Below are 21,901 nucleotides of genomic sequence, written 5' to 3'. Positions count from 1 at the left end.
AGCCAGGGGAGTCGGGGCCGCATGCGTACGAGCCCCACCGACATCCCTACTACCGAAACAACCCCATGCGCGGCGGCCCCGCAACCCGGGCGGGGGCTGTCGGCTGCCGTACAGGACGGGGCGGCGGTCAGGAGACCGGCGTCGTCCGGGGGATCTCGCCCTCGGTGGTGTCGACGTCGATGACGGAGAACGCCGCGCCCTGCGGGTCCGTCAGCGCGGCGAACCGGCCGAACGGCATGGTCATCGGGCCGAACCGCAGAATGGCGCCGCGCTCGGTGGCCTTCGCCACCGCCGCGTCGCAGTCGGCGACGGTGAAGTACACGTTCAGGTACGGCGGGACCTCGGGCGGGAACTCGTCGCCCATCTTCATCCGCCCCATGACGGTCTTGTCGCCGAGGTTGAACATCCTGAAGTCGACGTGCTCGTCCGCCATCCTCACCATCGTGTACGGGAAGACGGCGGGAAAGAAGGCGTCGGACTTCTCGGGCTCCCGGGTGAAGACCTCGGCCCAGCAGAACGCACCGGGCACACCCTGCGCCTCGAAGCCCTCGTGGGTGCCCGCCTGCCACACACCGAAGGCCACGCCGCTGGGGTCGCGGGCCAGCAGCATCGTGCCGAACTCGCCGACCTGCATGGGGTCCATCAGCGTCTCGCCGCCGTTGTCACGGATCTTCGCGGCGGTGGCCTCCGCGTCCGGTGAGGCCAGGTACAGGCACCAGGCGGACCGGCCCTCCTGGCCGGGCATCGGGGGCACCACCGCGGCGACCGCCTTGCCGTCGGCGTACGCCTGCGTGTAGTCGCCGAACTCGGACGAGGACTCGCCGAACGTCCAGCCCAGCACATCACCGTAGAAGCTCTTCGCTCCGTCCAGGTCGGCGAACATCGCGTCGGCCCAGCACGGTGTGCCCTCCGGTTGTACAGCCATGGCCCTGACTCCCTCGCGCTCGGTGGGTGGTCCGGTTTTTCACGCTAGCCAGCCGACCGCCTCCCCGCGCGCTGGAAGCGGCGGGTCCGGGACATGCGCCATATTCGTACGTATGTTCGTTCAAGGGTGTCCGGGTGTGCCCCGGCCCTGCGGCGGGTCCACCCGCACCAGGCCCGACTGGTAGGCCATGGCCACCAGCTGGGCCCGGTGCCGGGCGCCCAGCTTCGTCATCGCCCGCCCGACGTGCGTGCGCACGGTCAGCGGGCTGACGTGCATCCGCTCGGCGATCTCGTCGTTCGACAGGCCCTCGGCGGCCTGCGCCATGACCTCGCGCTCGCGGGCGGTCAGGACGTCCAGGGCCTCGGGCGCGGCGACACCGCCCTCCGGGCGGGCGAGGTAGCGGGTGCAGACCCGCGAGGGCGATGACCACGATGAGGCCGGCGAAGACGACGGCGGAGCCCGCCGTGCCCACGGCCCGCGCCACGGCCTCCTCCGCGTCGTGGCCCTCCGCGCGTTCGGTCCGGTAGCGCGAGACGATGAACAGGGCGTAGTCGATGCCGACCGCGAGCCCCAGCATCAGGGCGAGCGTGGTGGTGGTCGTGGACATTCCGATCGCGACGATCGAGGCCACGCCCACGCCGATGCCGACGATCGCGGTGAGCAGCGGGAGGCCCGCCGCGGCGAGCGACCCGAAGGTGATGAGCAGGACGACTGCGGCCGCGGCGACGCCGACGAGTTCCGTCGTGCCGCCGAGCTCGGCCTCCGGCACCAGGGCCGAACCCCCGAGCTCCACGGTCAGCCCGGCGTCCCGCCCGTGCTTCGCGGCGTCCTGGAGCGCCTCGGTGGTGGCGTCGGTGAGATCGATGCTCTGTACGTCGTAGCTGATGGTGGAGTACGCGGTCCTGCCGTCCTTGCTCACGGCCCCGGCCATCTTGAACGGGCCGAGGGCGCCCTTGACCTGGTCGCCGCCCGCCACGTCCGCGACGATCTTCTCGATGGCCGCCCTGTTCGCGCTCGCCGTGACCTTCTGGCCCTCGGGCGCGACGAAGACGATCCGGGCGTCGGCGCCGTCCGAGCTGCTGCCCGGGAAGCGCTGGTCCAGCAGGTCGAAGGCCTTCTGCGACTCCGTTCCGGGCATCGAGAACCCGTCCTCGGGGGCGGCCGGCGCCTTGGCGGCGGCGAACGCGCAGGCGGCCAGGACCACCACCCAGAGCAGGGCGACGAGCCGGCGTCTCCGGAAGGGAAAGCGGCCTAGCCGGTAAAGGAAGGTAGCCACGAAGAGGCGCTCCAGTCTCTCTGGATCGGGCAACGGGTCGGCGGCGCGGTGCCGCGCTCCGGCCGTGCCTGTGCCGCGCCGGGGCACGGCGGGGCCCAAGGAATGCCTCAATCCTTCGTGAACGTGGGCGTCATCGTCGCCCTGCATGCAGTCGTACGTACGGTCGCTGCAGTACGTGGCGGGTTCGCCGTACCCCTTGGACAGGACGGCCGGAGTGTCGCCCTCCGCCGTGAGATCGACCCCACGGGCCGCATCGCCCCGCAGTGCTGCGGCACAACGCCCGCGACCCGGAACGTCCGCTCGCCCTCCTTGGGCTCGCGTGACCGCCACCCGCGTGGAACCGCCGGGGCAAAAGCGGTTGATCGGCTGCTTCCCCTCGCATAGCAATGCTCCGTGATACATGGCGAAAAGATCGGGCTGCGTGCCCGGCACGAGAGCGACGTCCCAGTTCTCCAGTCCGAGCTGTACGACGATGTGGCTACGCGGTCACGCGCCGACTCCCGCCCGTGGCGGCCCATCCCGCCAGGCTTGGATCAGTCGCCCTACGCAGTGGCTGAGCCGTCGGACGAGGCAGCCTGCTTCTCCGTAGTGGAGCTGGAGTCGCAGGAGCTGGTCGGCGAGGCCCTGCTATGGGGCATCGACACGCACAGCAGGACGGCCCACATCGGGATCTCCCTGCGACCCGCATTCCGCGGCCGCGGGCTCGGCGTCGATGTCGTGCAGGCGCTGTGCGAATACGGATTCGCCGTACGTGGACTGCAGCGCCTGCAGATTGAGACCCTCACGGACAACACCCCGATGATCGCAGCGGCAACCAGGGTGGGGTTCACGCGAGAGGGAACGCTGCGGCACTCCGCCTGGGTGTACGGCGCATACGCAGACGAGGCCATCTTTGGCCTCCTTGCGAGCGATTGGACGCCCCGGTCATGAACAGCCGGAACCCGAGTCCGCAGTAGAGCGGACAAAGTCCGTCACGTCGACGTTCCTCAGAGACGTTGTCCATGCCTCGGGGCGGCTACCAGCGAATCCGACCTCCGCCACGCCCTGCTCGCCGAACGCCCGCAAGAAGGCGTGCGCTCAGCAGTCGGCTTCCTGCGCTACCGCCTCATCCAGAAACTCCCCGAACCTTCGGTCCAGCACCAGCCTTACGAACGCCCACCCCTCCCCGAACCCGTCGAATGCACAGGCCCCGGCGACCCACACGTCTTCCGCCCCCTGTTCGGCGAATCCGAATGCCCTTCCTGCTGCCGCGCCGCCGCCCACACCGAACCCGAACCCATCCCCTGGCGCGAACGCATCGCCAGAATCAACGGCATTCCGACGGCTTCACCCGCTGAGGCCTGACCGCGCCACGCCGTCGTCGTCACACCGTGGGCGGTGAGCTCGGCGGGACGGGAGGCGTGGGCGGCGGGCTCTGCGGCGGGTTGGGCGCCGGTTGGTCGGCCGACGGCTGATGGAGCGGCGGCTGGTAGGTCGGCGGCGGATACTGGTGCGGCTGGTGCGGGTCGTACGGGGCCGGATACGGGTACTGCGGGGGCTGGTACTGCTGAGGCGGGTACTGCTGCCCGTACTGCGGCTGCCCGTAGATCACGGCGGGCGGCTCCGGCGTCGGATCGGGCCGGGACGCCACCAGCCGAACTATCGCCGCCAGCAGTCCCGGCCCCACGACGACGGCCGCGATCACCAGCGGCCAGTACTGAGCCTCCCCGTCGGACGACTCGGACCAGGGGTCCGGCGCCCGGTCCTGGCAGTAGAGGTACGCGATCAGCAGGACGAGCAGGGAAATGCCGATGTAGATCCCGATCCACAGCCGCCGCGCCGAGGGATTGCGCACCGGGAGCAACCCAAGGATCAGCCACGAGAGCACTATCGGCAATCCAAAAGTTATGGCCATGCCAACCCCCCGTACGCATAGGTGACTTGACCTTCGCACAACAGCATCCTGCTGTCACTGGGGTCTCACCCACCTTCCTCACCCGCTTCGCCGAGGCTGCCGAGATTCAGCCCGAGGCCGTCCCGAAGTCCTGCGTCCAGTAGTCGCCGGGCTGGGCGCGACCCACGCCGATCTCCTTGAACGAGCAGTCGAGGATGTTGCGCTTGTGGCCGGGGCTGCCCATCCAGCCCGCCACGACCTTCTCGGGGGTGGAGTAGCCGTGGGCGACGTTCTCGCCGTACGCGCTCCAGTCGTAACCGGCGCGCGCGATCCGGTCGCCCAGGGCCGATCCGTCGGAACCGGTGTGGGACATGTTCTTGTGGGAGGCCATGTCCGCGCTGTGGGTCCGGGCGGCCTTGGTCAGCTCGGCGCTCAGGGTCAGCGGCGAGCAACCCGCCTTGCCGCGCTCGCTGTTGACGAGCTTCAGCACGCGGGCGGCGGCGCCGGAGGCCAGGGCGGCCGGGGCGGACGCCTTCGGCGCGTTCGTGGACGCGGCGGGCTTCGCCGCGCTCACGGGTACGGCGGGCTTCGCCGCGCTCCGGTGCGCGGTGTGGGTCCACTGCTGTGACGCCTCGGCTGCGGGCCTCGCGTGCGGGGCGTAGCAGGCCATGGCGGCGGTGGGGATGCCCACGGCCCCCGCTGCGACGACAGCGACGGTTGTCTTCCGGTAGAACGTCTTCCTGTGGTGCTTTCTCATGTCTCTGACCTCGCTCGATGGTCGCGGAGCAGCCCTGTGCGGCCGGCTCCGCGCAGCTTCCGCGCCCGGCTTCGAAGGCGCCTTGTGGTCGTCATTGTTGGAACGGCTTATAGACAGGGCGACAAGCGGAAGTACTACCCCGGCCCATAGGCCCGGACGGCGCTTGAAGCGGGCGCGCGGGCGTGCTGTGCGGGCCGCCGGGCCTCGGGGGCGGTGCTGCCGCTCCGTCAGAAGCCCTTGCTCGACCGAGGAACGGGCGAGCGCGCCGGGTGGACCGAATACCATCAAAGCACGTATGGATATATCCGTGCGAAGGTGGACAATATTCGCCGTTGTGTCGAGGGCCCGTCCACTATCCGGTGACCTGATCGCCGGAAACCCCTGCGGCTGATGTCACTGGTGAGGGCGGGGCGCCCCGACGCCGGCTACTGCGGGGACCTCAGCCGGCCGCACCCGGGATCTGCTTGATGTGTCTGCCGGGACGGGTTCGCGTTCACCGGATTCCTTCCTGTGCGGGCCGGATCGCTGTTCCGTGATCACCCCTTACCTGTCCGGCACCCTGCCCGGAGTTCCCGTGCCCCGCCTCACGTGCCGCCCGGCGTGGAGTCGCGCCGCGGCCGGCAGGCCGATGGGCACCGTCGCCCCTACCGCCGCCGGGTCGCCGCCGCGACGGTGGCCATGAGCTCCGCGTCCAGTACCGACGGATCGGCCAGCCGGGTCGGGGCGGCGTACGAGTTGAGCAGCGCCTTCGTGACGCGCAGGGCGGCCTCGGGGCGGCGCACGATGGGCTTGGTCCAGGCGGTGACCGCCGCGTCGAGATCGCTCTCGGGCACGATGCGCTGGAGGATCGACAGCTCGTGCGCCTCGGCGGCGTCGAAGGCGCGTCCGGTGAGGATGAGTTCGCGGGCGCGGGCGGCGCCGACCTCGTGGATGAGCCGGGGCAGTACGCCGCCCCAGGCGGTGGGCAGCCCGAGCGCCAGCTCCGGCAGCCGGAAGCCGGCGGTGTCGGCGCCCACGCGCAGATCGCAGGCGAGGGCCAGCGCGAGGCCCGCGCCGATCGCCTTGCCCTGGATCCGGGCGATGGTGACGGCGTGATTGGTGGAGATCGCCTCGCAGACCCGGCGGGCCTTGTCACCGGCGATCCGGATGCCCCGCCCGGTGGGGTCCTCGTCGAGCCAGTCGGCGAACTCGTTCCGGTCGCCGCCCAGGCAGAAGTCGTCGCCGGCCCCGCTGAGCACCAGCACCCGGACATCGGGGTCCGGTACGGCCAGGACCGTCAGCAGATCGTCCAGCATCGCCTCGGTGACCGCGTTGCCGGTGGCGGGGGAGTCCAGCTCCACGCGGAGGACGGCGCCCTCGCGTTCGGTGCGCACCGTGCCCGGCCGCCGGTGCGGGGTCAGGTACTGCGGGAGCGAGAGCTTCATATCGCCACGCTCAGCGAGGTGACCCGTCTGAAGACCAGCCGGGACGCGTAATCGGCCGGCGCGACGGCGCGCAGGGTGGGGAAGCGTTTCAGCAGCTGTGTCAGGAGCGTACGTGCCTCCAGGCGGGCGAGGGCCGCGCCCAGGCAGTAGTGCACCCCGCCCCCGAAGGTCAGATGCGTTCCGGAGCGCCGGACGTCGAAGGCGTCCGGGTCCTCGTTGCGCCGCGGGTCGTGATTGGCGGCCCCGTACATGACGTGGACCATGCTGTCCTTGGCGATCGGGACGCCCGCCAGCACGGTGTCGTCCGCCGCGATCCGGGTGTTGATGTGGATCGGCGGGTCGTACCGCAGGACCTCGTCGACGGCGGCGTCGATGTATCCGGGGTTCTCCCCGAGCCACGCCCACCTGCCGGGGTCCTTCAGGAGCAGCTCCACCATGGCCGACAGCAGCGTGGCGGTGGTCTCCAGCGAGGCGATGGTGACGAACATGGTGAGCCGGTAGAGGATCTCGTCCGCCGCCTCGCGGTCGGGCTCCTGGGCGTCCCAGGTGTGGATCCAGCCGGTCAGGACATCGTTGCCGGGGTTGGCCCGGCGCTGTTCCACCAGGTCGGTGAAGTAGGCGCGCAGCTGGACGGTCGCCTCGGCGGACACGGCGAGCTGGCTCTTGGTGGGCAGCAGCTCCTGGGCGTGCACCTGGTTGTGGGTGATCTCCAGGATGTGGGCGTAGTCCTCGGGCGGTATCCCCAGCCAGGAGCCGATGGTGCTGATCGGGAGCTGCTCGCTGACCGTGCTGACGAAGTCGGCCTCGCCCCGGCGCAGTCTGTCGGCCAGCTTGTCGAGGAGCCGGGTGACGTGCTCCTCGACGAGCGGGGTCAGCCGCGTGACGGTCGACCGGTCGAAGAGGTTGCCGAGGCTCCGGCGCTGGCAGGTGTGCTCGGGTGCGTTGAGACGGGAGAGGGTCTTGGTCATCTCCTGCGTGGCGGCGGCCTCCCAGCGCTCGGTGTCCGCCTGGCGTTCCTGCCAGGCGAAGTCGGGCGCCAGCCAGTTGCGGCCGCGCAGCACCTCGCTGCACGCGTCGAAGCCCGTGACGAAGTACGCGTCCCAGGGGGCGCGTACGACATCGCCCATGGATCTCAGATCCGCCAGCAAGGGGTAGGGATCAGCCTGCCCCTCCGGCGATTTGAGACGTCTCAGGAGGGAGATGAGGGCACGGCGGTCGACGGGGGGCCTGTCTGTGCCACATATTGCGCTCACGCAGAGTTCCTTGACCTGGGCTCATGGTTACCGGCAGAACCTACCCCTCCGCATATGTCAGCCATGCGCGGTTCTTTGTTGCCCGTATCACAGAGAAACCCTGCTTCAGCCCCTTGTTGTTTGCCGCTCGCGCCTCAACTTCCTCTCCTGTCACAGCTGTTACGCGCCAGAAAGCTCGTCCTATGCGTACAAGCCGTACGCCACGTCCAGGCAGACGTTCCTCACACCCGGAACACGTCCAGGAAGGAACTCCACCAGCCCTTCGTCTTCTTCTGCGGCTCCGCGTGGTCGTAGTGCGCGGCCGGCGTCTCGTTCGGGGCGGCATTCCGGGACGGAACGGGCGACTGCGCCGCCGACGCCGTGGTCCGGCGCGCCGGGGCGGCGCTGAAGATCACGGGCAGTGACACCAGGGCCCGGTGGAAGGGGCCCGGACGCCATTCGACCCCGGAGGGCGGCACCGCGAGGGTGAGGTCGGGCACCGTGTTGAGGATCTTCTCGATCGCCGTGAGGGCGATGAGCTGCGCGGGAGACTTCGCCGGGCAGACGTGCGGGCCCGCGCCCCAGGCCAGATGGGCGCCCTTGCTCAGGGTCTGGCGGGCGTCGGTGAGCGCGGGGTCGCTGTTCGCGGCGGCGAAACTGATCAGTACCGGGGTGTCCGCCTTCAGCGTCACACCGCCCAGGTCGATGTCCTGGACCGGGTAGTGCGTCGCGTAGTTGGCGATCGGCGGGTTGTTCCACAGCACGTCGTCGAGGGCGTCCTCGACCAGCATCCCGGTACCCCGCCGCTGCGCGACCCCGGTGTCGCTGGAGAGCATGAGCAGCAGCGCGTTGGCGATCAGATTGCGCTCCGGCTCGACGCCCGCGCCCATCAGCATGACGAGCTGGTCCTTGAGCTCCTCGTCCCGCAGCCCCGCCGGGTGCTGGATGAGCCAGGAGGTGATGTCCTCGCCGGGCTGCCGCCGCTTGAGCGCGACGAGCTCCATCAGACACTCGGTCAGCTCGGCGTTGGCGCGGAGCACGTCCTCGCCGTCGAAGATCGCGGACATGCTGCGGGTCAGCCGGTCGCCGATGTCACCGGGGCAGCCGAAGAGCTGGTTGAACAGCAGGAGCGGCAGCAGCTTGGCGTAGTCGCCGAGCAGGTCCGCGCTGCCGCGCTCGATGAACTGGTCGATGAGGTAGTCGGCGATCCGCTCCACGTCCCGGCTGAGCCGGGTGGTGTTGAGCCGGCCGAGGCTCTCGGTGACCGCCTTGCGCAGCCGCAGATGCTCGGTGCCGTCCGTGAACAGACAGTTGGGCCGGTACGCCATCATGGGCAGCACCGGGCTGTCCAGCGGCACGCGGCCCTCCCGCAGCGCGCCCCAGCGCCTCGCGTCACGGGCGAAGAAGGACGGATTCTGCAGCACCCGGAGCGCGGCCTCGTGCTGCACGATCAGGGTGGCCTCCACGCCGGGGGCCAGCTCGATCGGAGCGGCGAGTCCGTGCGCCCGGAACGCGTCGTACACGCGGTGCGGATCTGACGCGAACTCCGGCCCGTAGAGCGACGTCTGCCGCTCACCGCGCATCGGACACCCGGTGGGAGCGCTGTACGGGGTGGATCCCGGCGACGAGTCCATGTGTGATTCCTCGATGTGATCGCGGGCCCCGAAGGGCCCGGACGGTGGACGGAAGACGGGCCCGGAAGCCATGGCCCGACCAGGGCCGTGCGAACGGCGGTCGGGCGACAGCCTCTCAGGCCACGTGTGCCAGAAGGTGCTGGACCAGAGTGATCAGGGCCCGCGCGGACGACTTCTCGTCCCGGGCGTCGCAGTACACGACCGGGGTGTCCGGCAGCAGATCGAGAGCCTCGCGCAACTCCTCCTCGGCATGCCGGGAGTACGGATCGAAGCTGTTGACCGCGACCGCGTACTCCAGCCCGTACGTCTCGACCAGGTCGATCACCGGGAAGGTGTCGGCGAGGCGGGCCGGGTCGACGAGGAGCAGCGCGCCGAGCGAGCCGCGCGCCATGTCCTCCCACAGCTCGACGAAGCGCTGCTGGCCCGGCGTACCGAACAGGTACAGCACCAGCTCGTCGCTGAGGGTCAGACGGCCGAAGTCCAGCGCGACCGTCGTGGTCACCTTGTCGGGTGCGCCCCGCAGATCGTCGATGTGCGCCCCGGCCTGGGTCATCCGCTCCTCGGTGCGCAGCGGAGTGATCTCGGAGAGGGTGCCGATGAGCGTCGTCTTGCCCACGGCGAAGTGCCCGACGACGAGAATCTTCGCCGCACGCCGCACCGCGTCCGGCACATAGATGCTGTCAGCCGAACCGGACGTGGAGTCCATGCAACACCTCTTCGAGGATCTTCCTGTCAACGAGCTGAGCCGGCGGTGGCGCCTTGCGGCGCATCAGGTGGCCTTGTTCCGCTAAGTCGTTCAGCAGCAGTCGCGCCACACCGACCGGCTGGCCGAGGTGGCCCGCCACCTCGGCCACCGACAGATAGCCGCCGGAGCACAGCTTCCAGATGGCCCGGACCTCGGGGCTCGGGTTCGGGGGCGGCTGCCGGTCGGGTGCGATGGTGACCAGGGTGACGAGGGAGAGGCCCTCCGCATCGGGCAGGCCGCGCCCGCCGGTGATGACGTAGGACCGGACGAACCCGCTGCTGACCGCCTGCTCCTCGCCCGGCGTCGTCATACGTCGATTCCCGCGTCCTGGCGGGGAGGTGTGGTCATCGCCTTCCCCAGCGCGGTGACCTGCTGCTGCATGCGGAAGGACATGGCCTCCATGTCCACATCGGCCGCGGCTGCCGCCGCCAGATAGGCGCCGGTGCCCGCCGCGATCAGGAAGATCCAGCCGTGGTCGTACTCCAGCAGCGTCTGACGCCAGCGGCCCGGGGCCTGGGCCCCGATGAAGGGCGCGACGGCCCGGCTCAGCGACTGCATGGAACTCATCGCGGCCGCCACGGTCTCCGCGTCGTCCCGGCCGATCTCACTGGAGCTGGCCAGCAGCAGGCCGTCGGCGGAGACCAGGATCGCGTGCCGTGCTCCGGGTACCTGAAGCACATCGTTGAGTACCCAGGACAGATCGGGGTTCACTGGAACTCGGGTCCTTCCATCGTCGTCATGTCACGCCCGGACCGTGTTCCGCGCTGGAACGCGCCCAGACGGGAAGCGGTCTCCTCGTTGCTGCGCACCGGACCGGGCTCGGTCGACGGCACCACCGACACCGGGCTCTTGCGACGACGCTTGGGCAGACCACCGGCGGTGGTGGCGGGCCCGGTGGGCTGCGGAGCGGCGGCCGGGTGCGCGGCCGGAGGGAACAGAGGGGTCGGAGACGGCACGGGCGCCTGACGCCGGGGGAGCGCCGCGATGTCCGCGTCGTGGCGCTCGGCGGCTACCGGGGGCGGCGGCGCGGGCACATCGCCGGTCAGCAACTCGTCGGGCAGGAGAACCACCGCGCGTACGCCTCCATAGGGGGATACGGAGTCCACCGAGACCTTGAACCCGTAGCGGGCGGCCAGCATCCCGGAGACGGCGAACCCGAACTGCGGGGGAATGCCCAGGCTGGAGACGCTGATCGCGGCCTGCGGCGCGAGGAGAGCCGCCGCGCGGTCCTTCTCCTCCTGGCCCATGCCGAGACCGGCGTCGTCGACGATGAGGCAGACGCCCGTCGGAACGGCCTGGATGTTGATCTCCACCGGGGCGCCGGGGGCGGAGTAGTTGGTGGCGTTGGCCAGCAGCTCGGCGAGGACGACCGCCACGGGTTCCACGGCCTTGCTGACGACCGAGAAGTTCACCTGTCCGTTGACTCGCACCCGGTCGAACTGCCGGATACGGCCCTGGGCGCTGCGGGCCACGTCGAAGACGGAGGCGACGGTCTCCCGGCGCCCGAGCCAGCCGCCGCACAGCACCGCGATGCCCTGCGCCCGGCGCCCGAACTGGCTGTTGGCGTGGTCGATGGCCATCAGGTCGGCGAGCATGCCGGGGTCGTCGCCGTACTTCTGCTGCGCGTTCTCGATGACCACCTGCTGCTCGTCCGCGAGCCCCTGGAGGGTGCGCACGGCGGCCTTGAGGACTGCCTTGGTCTCCTCCTCGGCGTCCTTGCGGACCTCGGCCAGCTCGGCGGAGTGGTGATGCGTCAGGCCGGTGTAGCCGACGTGGAGTTCGTCACGCTGTCTCTGCAGCACATCCCGTTGCTGGTGGAGTTCGGCGTTCTGTCTGCGCAGTCCGATATTGGTCTTGCGAGCCCGCAGAACGGCACCCACAGCGACCAGCGCAACGACAACCAGTGCCCACAGAAGAGGGCCCTGTGCAAATGTCATGAGACTCACTTCAAGTGCCATGGCTATGGATACGGCTTGACGCTCCCTCATGTGCCGCAAGCGCCTGGCTGGTCGGGCCATGGCTTGCGCCACTCAGGGAGGGCCCCTCCGGGTGTGGGGCCGAGGAATCCATCCCTCCCGGAATGCCCCCATATGCCATCAGCCCACTGGAAGTAAGATGATCTTAACATCGGTCAGGCAGGCAATTGTCAAGACCGACACGCCAGTTGCACTCTTGACGCCGAATGTTCACAACCGGGGACGGTGGGGCAACGGTCCGTGACAAGGCGCTAAGGGGCCGGGCGACCGGCCCCGCGCCCCGTGGCCGCCCCGGCGTACCGGCGCAGGCCCGCGGGCAGCAGCTCCACGATGCGGCCCCGCTCCTCGGCGTCCGGCTCCGGACCCGCGGCCGGCGCGAGAATCGGGCGGTGTGAGAGTCGGGCGACGCCGGTTGATCTCCTGCTCCTCGCCGAGACCGGGCTGTGTCCCGGTGTGTTCGCGCATCGCCCGGACCTTCCCTCGTCGCCCGGACTTCCCCCCGTCGCCCGGACCTTCTCCCATCGGATGAGGGTCAATCGCAGTGCCGGGCCGGGGTGATGTAGCGGCACGAGGCGGCAAGCAGCACTTCACGGTTCCGCCGGAGGTCGTAGATCCGGCCAATATGCGAGACAACCTGTCTTGCATGGTGGATGCGGTGTCATAGTTTCATCCTGCACGCACCAGGAGGACGAGGGGCGAGGGAGGACTGCCGTGCGCCGTTGGATGATGCTGGCTCTCGGAACCGCGGCGCAGACGGTCGCCTGCACTTTCCTCTACGGGCTTCCGTACACCTCGGAGACGTTGAGGCGGGACAACGGGCTGACGCTCAGCCAGGTCGGACTGCTGATCGCCTGCCCCACCGTCGGCCTCATGCTGACGCTCATAGCCTGGGGTGCCCTGGCCGACCGCTTCGGCGAGCGGGTCGTCATCACCTCCGGTCTGGCCATGACGGCCGTACTCCTCTCCCTGGGGGCCACGGTGAATGGCCTGGTTCCCCTGGGCGTGCTCCTGGCGCTGGCCGGGGCGGCGAGTGCCTCGGTCTCCGCGGCCAGTGGCCGGCTCGTCGTCGGATGGTTCTCCGCCCGGGAGCGCGGGCTCGCCATGGGTATCCGGCAGACGTCGACCCCGTTGGGCATGGGCATCGCAGCTCTGGTGGTCCCCACGCTCGCCGCGCGCAGCGGCGTGGCAGGGACCGTCCTGTTCTGCGCGGTGCTGTGCGGTGTCGTCGCCGTGCTCGTCGGCTCGTTGACCTCGGATCCGCCCCGTACCGCGCGGTCCGTGGGGCAGGAGCCGGCTCCCAATCCCTACCGTCACTCCGGCCTGTGGCGCGTCCATGCCTCCAGCGCGCTGCTGTGCGTTCCGCAGTTCGCGACGAACGCCTTCGCGATGGTGTTCCTGATCGACGTCCGGGGCTGGAGTGCCGTGCACGCGGGGCAACTCCTGGTGGTGTCCCAGGTGTTGGGGGCCGCCTCGCGGGTCGTGGCGGGCCGTTGGTCCGACCGGGTCGGCAGCCGGATGCGGCCGATGCGGCAGCTGTCCGTGTGCATCGCCGTCGTCATGGGCGCGACCGCGCTGGGCGCCCTCCGGCCCTCGCCGCTGACGGACCTCGCCATGGTCGTGGCCTGCGGGATCACCGCGAGCACCAACGGCCTGGCCTTCACCGCCACCGCCGAGCTCGCCGGGAGCTCCTGGTCGGGGCGGGCCATGGGCGTCCAGAACACGGGCCAGAACCTCGCCGCCTCACTGACGCCGCCCCTGCTGGGCGGGCTCATCGCCTCGGCCGGTTACGCGCGGGGCTTCCTGCTGGCCGGAGTGCTGGCCGCCGCGGCGTGCTTCGTGATCCCCGCGCGCGGGGGCTCGAAGGCTCATTCCTGATCAGCGACGCGCGGGGAGACCGGCCGCTCGAAGAGGGTCTCCAGGACCACCGTGGCCCGGGTCCCGTTGACTCCGTCGATCGCGTGGATCCGGCGCAGCGTTCGTGAGCGGCACCGGCCGAGAGCCCGACGGTTCTGCTCCATGCGGCGTAGGACTAGGACTGGGTGGCGTCCTGCTGGAGCTGCGCCAGCAGGACACGGTCGATGTGATCCACGACTCTCCGTTCGGTACGCGGACCTTCGCGTGGGTGAAGCCTCCCGCGTCGCTCGCGCAAGTGCATCGCGGCGACCGGCGGGGCGGTTCCGCGGTCGGGAGCTCGGCGCCTCCGAGGCCGCCGCGATGGCGTCCCGCACGGGCCGGAGTCGCGAACGCCGTCGGGCCGGTGTCACGGAAGCCCGTCGGGCGGGGCCTCGGCGCTCACGCGGTCATGTCGACGGAGGGCGGTCACCCGAGGACGTGAAGATGCGGTCCAGGTGGTGGCGCAGTACCTCGGTGGCCGACTCGGGCTGCCGCTGGCCCACCAGGATGCTGGTGCCCATGGCCGCCGCCATGGCGAGCAGGCCGATGGCCTCCGTGCGCGCGTCCACGCCGGGATCGGCCAGACCGGACTCCTGGGCCTGCCGCAGCAGACCGGTCAGGGCATCCTCGGCGGCGTCGGGGTTGTCGATGAAGGGCTGGGCGGCCAGCGCCTCGTCGGTCACGGACAGGATCGCGTACGAGGTGTAGAGGAGGTGGAACGTCCGGCTCTCCTCGTCGGTCGGGAGGGAGGTCAGGAGCAGTGCCTCGGCGGTCGCGCGCGGGCCCGGGGCCGCGCCGTCGGCCCGTAGGCGGGCGCCCACGCGTGCGGTGAACCGGTCGGTCAGATGCTGGAGCCCGTAGAGCAGCAGCTTCTCCTTGGTCCCGAAGTAGTACTGCACGAGCCGCAACGAAACGCCGGCCTCGGCCGCCACGTCCCGCATGCCGACCGCGTGCAGCCCGCGCCGTCCGGCGACCCGGACGAGTGCCTCGGCGATCTGGCTGCGCCGTTCCTCGTGGTCCACGCGTTTCGGCATGCTCTCGTGTCTCCACCCGTCGGTCCTGCCTGCGCGGTCCGGCTCCCGGACGTGCCGCGCGGTCCGGCGCCCGGACTTCTTCATGGTACCGCCGTATCAGCAAGATGGTACGGTCGTATCACGAAGGACGAGTCCTCACCGGAGGTGCCGCCGTGCCCGAGAACACAACCCGCGTCCGCCGCGACGTCGGCCGCTATGTCAACGACATCCTGCGCGACCGGCACTTCGCCGCCTGCGAGGCCGTCTACGCGCTGGGCGCGCCGGCCCGCTCCGAGACGGACGTCGAGACCCGCTTCGGCACCACGCACGTCTACCGGTACGGACCCACCGACCCGGCCGCCGAGGACCGCACCCCGGTCGTCCTCATCCACGGAGCGGGCGGTTGCTCCGCGCAGTGGTACCCCAACACCCGGGCGCTCGGCGCCGAGCGCCCCGTCTACGCCCTCGACACCCCTGGCGACGCCGGCCGCAGCGTGCACCGGGAGCCCATGTGGCAGCCCGAGCGCGCCGCCCAGTGGTTGGACGAGAGCCTCGACGCGCTCGGCCTGGACCGGGTCCACCTCGTCGGTTCCTCCTACGGGGGCTGGCTCGTCATCAACCAGGCGCACCTGCGGCCCGGCAGGCTCGCCTCGGTCACCGCCCTCGATCCGGGCGGCCTGGAGAAGGTCGGCCTGCGCTTCTTCGCCTGGGTCTTCGCCAGTCTCTTCGCCACCTTCGCGCCCAAGGCGCTGCGCCCGCGCCTGGCGGCCTGGCTGGAGCAGCCGGTCCTCGTCGTGCCGGAGCTGCGCGCGATGGTCCGGACGGGCGTACGGGCCTTCCGTATCCGCCGGCCCGCGCCCCTGCCGCTGTCCGACGAGCAACTGGGCTCCATCCGGACGCCGTTCCACCTGATCATGGGCAGGCGCAGCCTGCTGGTACACCCGCAGCGGCAACTGGAACGGGTGCCGCGCCTGATACCCGGAGCCCGCGCCGAGATCATCGCCGCGACCGGCCACGGACCGCAGATCGACCACCCCGACCTGGTCAACGCCCGGATGCTGGAATTCATGGAGGACACCGACACCCTCGACCCGGCCACGGACCGCGGCACCGCCGACGCGTGACACCGCTGCCCGCCAGGGCCCTCCATCGAGGGTGGGCGGCGGGCGCCGAGGATGAACGACGAAGGCCCAGGTCGCCGACCTGGGCCTTCGCTCAAGAGATGGGTGACGAGAACCGAACTCGTGCTCTGAGCTGTCCACCGTACTGAAGGGCACCGATGGGGCACGAACGCAGCAGAGCTGCCGACCGACCCTGTTTCCGTGCCACGGCGCCAGGCGCCCGGCGCGCCCCTCCGGTCCCGGACGGAATCAGGAGGAGCCGCACGCTCGTGCTTCGGCCGGCCAGACGCCGGTGACATTGGTCCGCAGCACCGCGTCCCAGTCCTCCTCGCTCACCTCTCCGGCAGGTACGGTGCCGCGGAGAATCCCGGCGTTGTTGACCGCGATGCGGAGCCCGCCGAAGCGGGTGACGCTCTCGCCTACGAGGTTGCGGAGCTGGTCGGAGTCGGTGACATCGGCGGTGACGGCGGCAGCGGTGCCGCCGACCGCCTCGATGAGGCCGACCGTCTCTTCCAGGGAGGCCGCGGTGCGCCCCCCGGCGACCACGGAGTGCGCCCTCGGCGGCGAAGGCGAGCGCGATCGCGCGGCCGAGACCGGAGCCTGCGCCCGTGACGAGCGCGGTCGTGCCAGGGAAGCGATTCATTTCGGCAACTCCTTTGAGCGATGGATTACTCGGTGCGGTGGTTCAGGAAGGCGACGACGGCCAGGGGCAGCCCCGGTCCCGGCCAGGGACCAGGAGTCGCTGCCGAGCGCGAGCAGGACGGCGAACAGGACGGTGGGGCCGAGTTCCATCGCACTGTTCAGCACACCGACCGGCAGCAGCACGAGACCCGGCAGCAGTCCATACGCGTACGGGTGACGGGGTCCAGGTAGAAGGCGGCCTCGCGGGTGAGCAGTTGGTAGGTGTCCGGGCCGGCTTCGGCGTCCTGGACCAGGCGGGCGACGTTGAGTCCTTCGAAGCCGAAGACGCGCCGGTAGGGCTCGTCGGGGGCCCAGGTGTACACGTCTCCGGACCACCAGTACGTGACCTCCTCGCCGTCGAGCGAGGCGCGGGTGCGGGCGAAGGAGCGGAGCAGCTCTGCGGGTGTCGTCATACGGACCACTCTGCCCGGCCGCCTGCCCGGCCGGGCAGGAAACATCCGGGCCGGGGCGGGAGCGGCCGGAAGAGGCCGCTCCCGGGCCGACGGGCCCGGCGAGATCTCGAAAGAGATGGCCGAATCGCGTGCGTGACGCAGGCCGCCTGAATTCGATTTCGCGATGCGGGGTGACGGAGTGGGATCCCTGGTCCCGGGCAGCGCAAAAGTGGTCTGGATAATAAACCCGCCCCGATCTCTTACCGGGGCCTTCGTCATGGAGCGGGTGACGAGAATCGATTCCACGCTCTGCGCTTGGGAAGCACCGGAGCCTGCGACGTTCATGCACGCTTTGACCTTCCCCTATTCAACATCAGGGGTGCGGTCGGTGGGGTGCTTCGGCACCCTGGCGGACCGCTGTTTATCGCTCCGAAGGGTACGGACGGGGCATGAGGACGGAGGATATGGCGTCGTGTGCACCTGGCGGTTGCGAGCGGTGAGTAAGGAGGCGGGCGAGGTCTCGGTTGTCGAAGGGTTTGTTCTCCAGTTGATTGACCGGACCAGTAAGGGGGATCTTCTCGGCGACGGGGGAGCGGTCGGCCCCGACGAGGTCGATCTCGGGGTCATTGGCGCGGGTCCAGTGGCCGCCGATCGCATTGGTGATCGTGGTGGTGATCGGGGAGGTGGCAGCCGTGGTTCGCCCGCTTGGGCCGCTGGGTTGCCATTCGGCCAAGACCGCTCGCATTTCACTTGGCGGCTGACTTGGTTCCGAAACCCCGCCGAAGCGGTGAGTCGCCTCTTGGGCCTCGCCGTATTTCTCTACGGGGCTGTGTTTCGCCCGGCGATACGAGATGATTTGTCTGCCGTTCTGTCGGAAGAAATTACTCGGGGGGTTTGACTGCACTATCGTGAGGGCGGAGGTGTGCGTAAAGGGATTGGCTGTTCGTTTTCGTGGTATAGTCCTAATGGATTTACAGGACGCCGCGAAAAAAGGGGAATGGCGTGAATACCGAGAAGGTTACGGCTCGACGTCTTACGGCCGGAGAGGTTTCAGAATTGGGCCTCCAGGACGGCATCTTCGTCTCGGCGGAGATGAATGACCTTCCTCTCGACTGCTACGCTCCGGCTTTCCTTACGGGGCCGGGTAAGAATTTTGAGGGAGGGTCCTTCACTGCGAGGACGATCTTCGGTGAGGAAATTCATGTTCTCCCGGACAGCGCCGAAGAGCGCGGGATCTGGATTGCCGACAAGGCAGGGGAAGAAATCGAGGTTCTCCAGAGTGCCGGTGTCCTCCTGAACCTCGCCCTCTTCGTGCCTGACGGGAAGAAGGAATCCCTGGAGTCGCTCTACTCCGCCGCACGGGACGCGTTCGGCGCGGGGATCGTTCAGCGCTGGAGCGAGGAAACCGTCGCGGTGCCGGACGTCAAGGTCGACCTGTACGAGGAGCCGGCCCGGGGGCGGAAGAACACGAACAGTCAGAACCGCGACCGCCGTGCCCTGGACATCTACCCGACCCGAGTGCGGTTCCTGGAGCCCAGCGATGGCTGGAGGTTCATTGTCGAACCGCACAAGGAGATCGTCGATGACACACCGACGATCTGACCTGATGGCAGGTTAGCCTCGGTCTTTCGCGGGAGCCCGTCAGCTTGCTGACGGGCTCTTCTTCGTTTGTCGGGGCGTGTGGGCAGGCCGCTGGCCCGATTGTTGCGTCGGGTGGGCGCCGGGGTTCATGTTTCCGGTGGGGTGGTTCAGGCTCATCGAGACAGGTGGATCTGCTGGCCAACCGGGGTACGGGAAGGCGTCGAGCGGATCAGCGTCTGCCGCCCTCGCCGGTACCTTTTCGAGGCCGTCGCGCCCCCTCATCTGTCCCGGGGCTCCTGCGTTTGTCGCCGGTCCCCTGCGGATTCGTCTGCGATCGGTAACAGGGGGAGCTTGCACGGGCATTCGTATGTCTTGATGAGGGCAGGGCATCGGCGGAGACAGCAAAGGGGCGGGCGGACATGGCGAAGCACAAGGGAAAGGGATGGCACAGCCGGCTTCTCGCGGCGGCGCTCGGGGTGACAGCGGTGGCCGCTGCCACCTCGGTGTGGACCGCGCAGGCCGACACCGCCGGAGGGCGGCAGCCGCAAGCGCGTGTCTCATCGCCGGACGCCCGGCCCCAGGACCGGACCGTGACCAAGGTGGCGGCGGACATCGCGCACGCCTCGGACCGCGGCGCCCGGGGCGTCAACATCACCATCGACGACGGACCGGACCCGGTCTGGACGCCACAGGTGCTGCAACTGCTGAAGGACAACGGTGTGAAGGCTACGTTCTGCATGGTGGGCACGCAGGCCCAGGCACACCCGGACCTGGTCAAGGAGGTCGTGGCGGCCGGGCACCGGCTGTGCAACCACACGATCTCGCACGACACCGCCATGGACACCAAGCCCGAGGCATACCAGTCCCAGCAGATCCTGGATGCCGAACGCATGATCACCAAGGCGTCCGGAGGCGTCCGGCCGCAGTACTACCGGGCCCCGGGCGGTGCTTTCACCCCGTACAGCCGGCACCTTGCCGCTTCCCGGGGGATGCGGCCGTTGGGCTGGAACGTCGACTCCAAGGACTTCGAGCGTCCCGGTGTGGACACCATGGTCGCCACCGTCAAGAGGGAGATCTCCAACGGGCCGACCGTCCTCTTCCACGACGCGGGAGGGGATCGCTCCCAGACCTTGGGTGCGCTGCGCGAGATCCTGCCCTGGCTGAAGCAGCAGGGGTACTCCTTCGGCTTCCCCGTGCGGTGAGTGAGGCTCGCCCGCACCGACATCAAGACCCGGACCCCCGGCACCAGCAGACAGACATGAACAGCAGAACCCGACCACTGACGAAAGCCGCCCGGACGGAGAAGCGACAAGCCACCCAGGGAGGCCCTTCCGCGCTCTGGGCACGTTGCCGTCCCCGGCATCGGCATCTCGACTGGTACGCCCGGAAGGGCCGGGAGGATGCTTCTGGCGCGGATCTGGTGCGTGACGCTCAGAGCGGTCTGGACAACAAGAAAGGCCCGGGTCGCTGACCTGGGCCTTCGGCATGGAGCGGGTGACGAGAATCGAACTCGCGCTCTGCGCTTGGGAATCCTGAGAAGATGTCCCGCTGTGGGCGTTCTGGCCTGCCCGGATACCGTCCAGTCTCCCCTATCGCGCGATCGTCGCACCACTGGTCCACTGCATCGAAGCCCTGCACGCAAAGCGCCCGGACCTCACCTTGACGGTCATCCTGCCGGAGATCGTCACGATGCGCTGGCGGTACCGCCTGCTGCACAGCAGGATCGCCCCACGGCTGCGACACGCACTGTGCCCGCTGCCGAAGATCGTCATCACCACCGTCCCTTTCCACGTGTAGCCACCTCCCCACGGCCACGCTTGTGGCTTCGCGGCATGCCGATCACCGCATCGCCCACCTCGGCCTGAATCCCCGACTGCCGCTTGACCAATGTTTCTCCGGGTGTTCGATCAGGCCACGGAGTGGGTGATCGTCGAGCTGTAGGTGCTGGCCAGGGCGTCCGTCGGGGTCATGACGGAGATGGTCGGGTTCCAGACGGCCGTGTTGATCCCGGACACGCCGGTGGCGGTCAGGCCATCACCCGCCCCGCCTCGATTCGCGCCCACCAGCCATCACCTCCGTCCGCATCTCCGGAGAACCTCAGGACGCTGCCGGACGGGCGGTTGCTGGTGTTGCGGTATTGCGCTGCTGTACCACCCCAACCAGGGGCAGGGTTGACGGCGTGATTGTGCTCGGCATTCTGCTGCGGCGATGGCCCGATTGCTCCGTCGGCATCCGCCTATAGGGCGAACGCCCCGCCACGGCAACTCCTTTGGCCCCGATAAAGCCCTCCTTGCGTGGATATAGGTAATTTCTGTAGGTGAGTGACGGTGCATCACAAGCCTGTGAGATCTCGTCGCGAGTGCGGCGGCCTGTGACCTGACCAGAGCTCACCTCAGTCGCCAGGAAGCCTGGCGACTGAGGTCAACGGTGACAAGAAAGGACTCATTCATGGCAGTGGATGCCATCCCCTCCGCCCCTCCTGGCAGATGGCGAACACGGAGATTCAAAGCAACTGTCGCCATGCTGCCCGCAGCCGCGCTGCTGCTGACGATGACTTTGATCTCGAACCTCGCGCGCGCAGCTGAGGCCCCCGTGGGATTGGGAACCGCCACGAGTTACGCGGTCCTGGCCGGTACAACGGTCACCAATACGGTCACCCCCACGGTCGTCAACGGCGACCTGGGAGTCAGTCCTGGGAGCTCGGTGACGGGCTTTCCGCCCGGAATCGTCAACGGAGTGCAGCACGTCGCCGATGCCGCCGCCGGTCAGGCCCAGTCCGACCTGACCACCGCCTACAACGACGCGGCCAGCAGGGCAACCACCACCACCCTGACCTCCCCGGGCGACATTGGCGGACTCACTCTGACGCCCGGCGTCTACAGCGCTTCGTCGTCGCTGAATCTCACCGGGACTGTCACTCTCGACGCCCAGGGTGACCCCAACGCCGTTTTCATCTTCAAGATCGCCTCCACTCTGATCACGGCCCCGGCGAGCAACGTCCTGCTCGTCAACGGAGCGCAGGCCTGCAACGTGTTCTGGCAGGTGGGGAGCTCCGCCACCCTCGACACCAATTCCTTCTTCAAGGGCAACATCCTGGCCCTGACGTCCATCACCGTGAACACCAACGCGGCGATCGAGGGCCGGGCGCTGGCGCGCAATGGTGCGGTCACGCTGGACGACAACGTCATCACGAGGGCGGTCTGCATGACAGGCCCGCCTGGGCCTCCTGGGGCGACCGGATCCACTGGTCCTTCTGGGCCTCCTGGGGCGACCGGATCCACTGGTCCTTCTGGGCCTCCTGGGGCGACCGGATCCACTGGTCCTTCTGGGCCTCCTGGGGCGACCGGATCCACTGGTCCTTCTGGGCCTCCTGGGGCG

20 protein-coding genes and 6 pseudogenes are annotated in these 21,901 nt (G+C 69.3%); 8 read left to right on the top strand and 18 right to left on the bottom strand.

Going from position 1 to position 21,901, the window contains the following annotated elements:
• Positions 1 to 127: 127 nt before the first annotated feature.
• The 3 genes and pseudogenes from ACFVX4_RS05395 to ACFVX4_RS05385 all read right to left on the bottom strand — a co-directional run.
• Positions 128 to 925 (bottom strand): VOC family protein, encoded by a 798-nt coding sequence (locus ACFVX4_RS05395; RefSeq protein ID WP_389972194.1) that lies wholly within the window; start codon positions 923 to 925, stop codon positions 128 to 130.
• A gap of 120 nt (positions 926 to 1,045) precedes the next feature.
• Positions 1,046 to 1,330, bottom strand: a pseudogene (locus ACFVX4_RS05390) (response regulator transcription factor); the annotation flags it as partial.
• 13 nt (positions 1,331 to 1,343) lie between these two features.
• Positions 1,344 to 2,063: pseudogene (locus ACFVX4_RS05385) on the bottom strand (MMPL family transporter); the annotation flags it as partial.
• A gap of 531 nt (positions 2,064 to 2,594) precedes the next feature.
• On the opposite strand from ACFVX4_RS05385, the gene ACFVX4_RS05380 reads away from it, so the two are divergent.
• Positions 2,595 to 3,131: a GNAT family N-acetyltransferase gene (locus ACFVX4_RS05380; protein WP_389972192.1), complete on the top strand. Its 537-nt coding sequence runs from the start codon at positions 2,595 to 2,597 to the stop codon at positions 3,129 to 3,131.
• Positions 3,132 to 3,564: 433 nt separating this feature from the next.
• Here the strand turns inward: ACFVX4_RS05380 and ACFVX4_RS05375 are convergent, their stop codons facing one another.
• From ACFVX4_RS05375 to ACFVX4_RS05335, 9 genes are all read right to left on the bottom strand, one after another.
• A complete protein-coding gene (locus tag ACFVX4_RS05375) occupies positions 3,565 to 4,095 on the bottom strand; it encodes a hypothetical protein (RefSeq protein WP_389972190.1) in 531 nt (176 codons plus the stop codon).
• Positions 4,096 to 4,201: 106 nt separating this feature from the next.
• A complete protein-coding gene (locus ACFVX4_RS05370) occupies positions 4,202 to 4,831 on the bottom strand; it encodes a CAP domain-containing protein (protein ID WP_389972187.1) in 630 nt (209 codons plus the stop codon).
• Between the two features lie 644 nt (positions 4,832 to 5,475).
• On the bottom strand, positions 5,476 to 6,255 hold the full coding sequence (locus ACFVX4_RS05365; protein WP_389972185.1) for an enoyl-CoA hydratase/isomerase family protein: 780 nt from the start codon (positions 6,253 to 6,255) through the stop codon (positions 5,476 to 5,478).
• Positions 6,252 to 7,382 (bottom strand): cytochrome P450, encoded by a 1,131-nt coding sequence (locus ACFVX4_RS05360; RefSeq protein WP_389972183.1) that lies wholly within the window; start codon positions 7,380 to 7,382, stop codon positions 6,252 to 6,254. Before ACFVX4_RS05360 ends, ACFVX4_RS05365 begins: the two co-directional genes overlap by 4 nt.
• 347 nt (positions 7,383 to 7,729) lie before the next feature.
• Positions 7,730 to 9,121: a cytochrome P450 gene (locus tag ACFVX4_RS05355; RefSeq protein WP_389972181.1), complete on the bottom strand. Its 1,392-nt coding sequence runs from the start codon at positions 9,119 to 9,121 to the stop codon at positions 7,730 to 7,732.
• A 115-nt stretch (positions 9,122 to 9,236) separates the two neighbouring features.
• The gene (locus ACFVX4_RS05350) at positions 9,237 to 9,827 is read right to left on the bottom strand and encodes an ATP/GTP-binding protein (protein ID WP_093547819.1); all 591 of its coding nucleotides are present in this window, start codon (positions 9,825 to 9,827) and stop codon (positions 9,237 to 9,239) included.
• A complete protein-coding gene (locus ACFVX4_RS05345; protein WP_389972179.1) occupies positions 9,802 to 10,176 on the bottom strand; it encodes a DUF742 domain-containing protein in 375 nt (124 codons plus the stop codon). Before ACFVX4_RS05345 ends, ACFVX4_RS05350 begins: the two co-directional genes overlap by 26 nt.
• A complete protein-coding gene (locus ACFVX4_RS05340; RefSeq protein ID WP_072487821.1) occupies positions 10,173 to 10,577 on the bottom strand; it encodes a roadblock/LC7 domain-containing protein in 405 nt (134 codons plus the stop codon). The genes ACFVX4_RS05345 and ACFVX4_RS05340 overlap by 4 nt, the downstream gene beginning before the upstream one ends.
• A complete protein-coding gene (locus ACFVX4_RS05335) occupies positions 10,574 to 11,803 on the bottom strand; it encodes an ATP-binding protein (protein ID WP_389972177.1) in 1,230 nt (409 codons plus the stop codon). The genes ACFVX4_RS05340 and ACFVX4_RS05335 overlap by 4 nt, the downstream gene beginning before the upstream one ends.
• 750 nt (positions 11,804 to 12,553) lie before the next feature.
• Here ACFVX4_RS05335 and ACFVX4_RS05330 point away from each other — a divergent pair.
• Complete coding sequence (locus ACFVX4_RS05330; RefSeq protein ID WP_389972175.1) at positions 12,554 to 13,717, top strand: MFS transporter; 1,164 nt, start codon at positions 12,554 to 12,556, stop codon at positions 13,715 to 13,717.
• On the opposite strand, the gene ACFVX4_RS05325 is transcribed toward ACFVX4_RS05330, so the two are convergent.
• Positions 13,708 to 13,860, bottom strand: a complete 153-nt coding sequence (locus ACFVX4_RS05325; protein ID WP_389972173.1) for a hypothetical protein — start codon at positions 13,858 to 13,860, stop codon at positions 13,708 to 13,710. The two genes, ACFVX4_RS05330 and ACFVX4_RS05325, sit on opposite strands and share 10 nt — an antisense overlap.
• A 282-nt stretch (positions 13,861 to 14,142) precedes the next feature.
• Positions 14,143 to 14,769 (bottom strand): TetR/AcrR family transcriptional regulator, encoded by a 627-nt coding sequence (locus ACFVX4_RS05320; protein WP_389972171.1) that lies wholly within the window; start codon positions 14,767 to 14,769, stop codon positions 14,143 to 14,145.
• A 152-nt stretch (positions 14,770 to 14,921) separates the two neighbouring features.
• On the opposite strand from ACFVX4_RS05320, the gene ACFVX4_RS05315 reads away from it, so the two are divergent.
• Positions 14,922 to 15,872 carry an alpha/beta fold hydrolase gene (locus ACFVX4_RS05315; protein ID WP_389972169.1) on the top strand — a complete coding sequence of 317 codons (951 nt, stop codon included), beginning with the start codon at positions 14,922 to 14,924 and terminating at the stop codon, positions 15,870 to 15,872.
• 273 nt (positions 15,873 to 16,145) lie between these two features.
• Here the strand turns inward: ACFVX4_RS05315 and ACFVX4_RS05310 are convergent.
• The 3 pseudogenes from ACFVX4_RS05310 to ACFVX4_RS05300 form a co-directional block, all read right to left on the bottom strand.
• A pseudogene (locus tag ACFVX4_RS05310) lies at positions 16,146 to 16,512 on the bottom strand (SDR family NAD(P)-dependent oxidoreductase); the annotation flags it as partial.
• A 25-nt stretch (positions 16,513 to 16,537) separates the two neighbouring features.
• Positions 16,538 to 16,724: pseudogene (locus ACFVX4_RS05305) on the bottom strand (MFS transporter); the annotation flags it as partial.
• A pseudogene (locus ACFVX4_RS05300) lies at positions 16,721 to 16,963 on the bottom strand (DUF1838 family protein); the annotation flags it as partial. The pseudogenes ACFVX4_RS05305 and ACFVX4_RS05300, both read right to left, overlap by 4 nt.
• A gap of 475 nt (positions 16,964 to 17,438) precedes the next feature.
• Between ACFVX4_RS05300 and ACFVX4_RS05295 the strand changes: the two are divergent.
• From ACFVX4_RS05295 to ACFVX4_RS05280, 4 genes and pseudogenes are all read left to right on the top strand, one after another.
• Positions 17,439 to 17,840 carry a hypothetical protein gene (locus ACFVX4_RS05295; RefSeq protein WP_389972167.1) on the top strand — a complete coding sequence of 134 codons (402 nt, stop codon included), beginning with the start codon at positions 17,439 to 17,441 and terminating at the stop codon, positions 17,838 to 17,840.
• 104 nt (positions 17,841 to 17,944) lie between these two features.
• A complete protein-coding gene (locus ACFVX4_RS05290; RefSeq protein ID WP_389972165.1) occupies positions 17,945 to 18,544 on the top strand; it encodes a hypothetical protein in 600 nt (199 codons plus the stop codon).
• Positions 18,545 to 18,942: 398 nt separating this feature from the next.
• Positions 18,943 to 19,725 (top strand): polysaccharide deacetylase family protein, encoded by a 783-nt coding sequence (locus ACFVX4_RS05285; protein WP_389972163.1) that lies wholly within the window; start codon positions 18,943 to 18,945, stop codon positions 19,723 to 19,725.
• 382 nt (positions 19,726 to 20,107) lie between these two features.
• Positions 20,108 to 20,320: pseudogene (locus ACFVX4_RS05280) on the top strand (amino acid permease); the annotation flags it as partial.
• Between the two features lie 110 nt (positions 20,321 to 20,430).
• Here ACFVX4_RS05280 and ACFVX4_RS05275 read toward each other — a convergent pair.
• The gene (locus tag ACFVX4_RS05275; protein ID WP_389972161.1) at positions 20,431 to 20,586 is read right to left on the bottom strand and encodes a hypothetical protein; all 156 of its coding nucleotides are present in this window, start codon (positions 20,584 to 20,586) and stop codon (positions 20,431 to 20,433) included.
• Positions 20,587 to 21,043: 457 nt separating this feature from the next.
• Between ACFVX4_RS05275 and ACFVX4_RS05270 the strand changes: the two genes are divergently transcribed.
• The coding region (locus tag ACFVX4_RS05270) for an ice-binding family protein (RefSeq protein ID WP_389972159.1) at positions 21,044 to 21,901 on the top strand (858 nt) is incomplete at its 3' end.

Source organism: Streptomyces sp. NPDC058240 (genome assembly GCF_042882135.1).
GTDB lineage: Bacteria > Actinomycetota > Actinomycetes > Streptomycetales > Streptomycetaceae > Streptomyces.
Note: the sequence above shows the minus strand (reverse complement) of the source record. Positions and strands in the feature narration are given on the sequence as shown.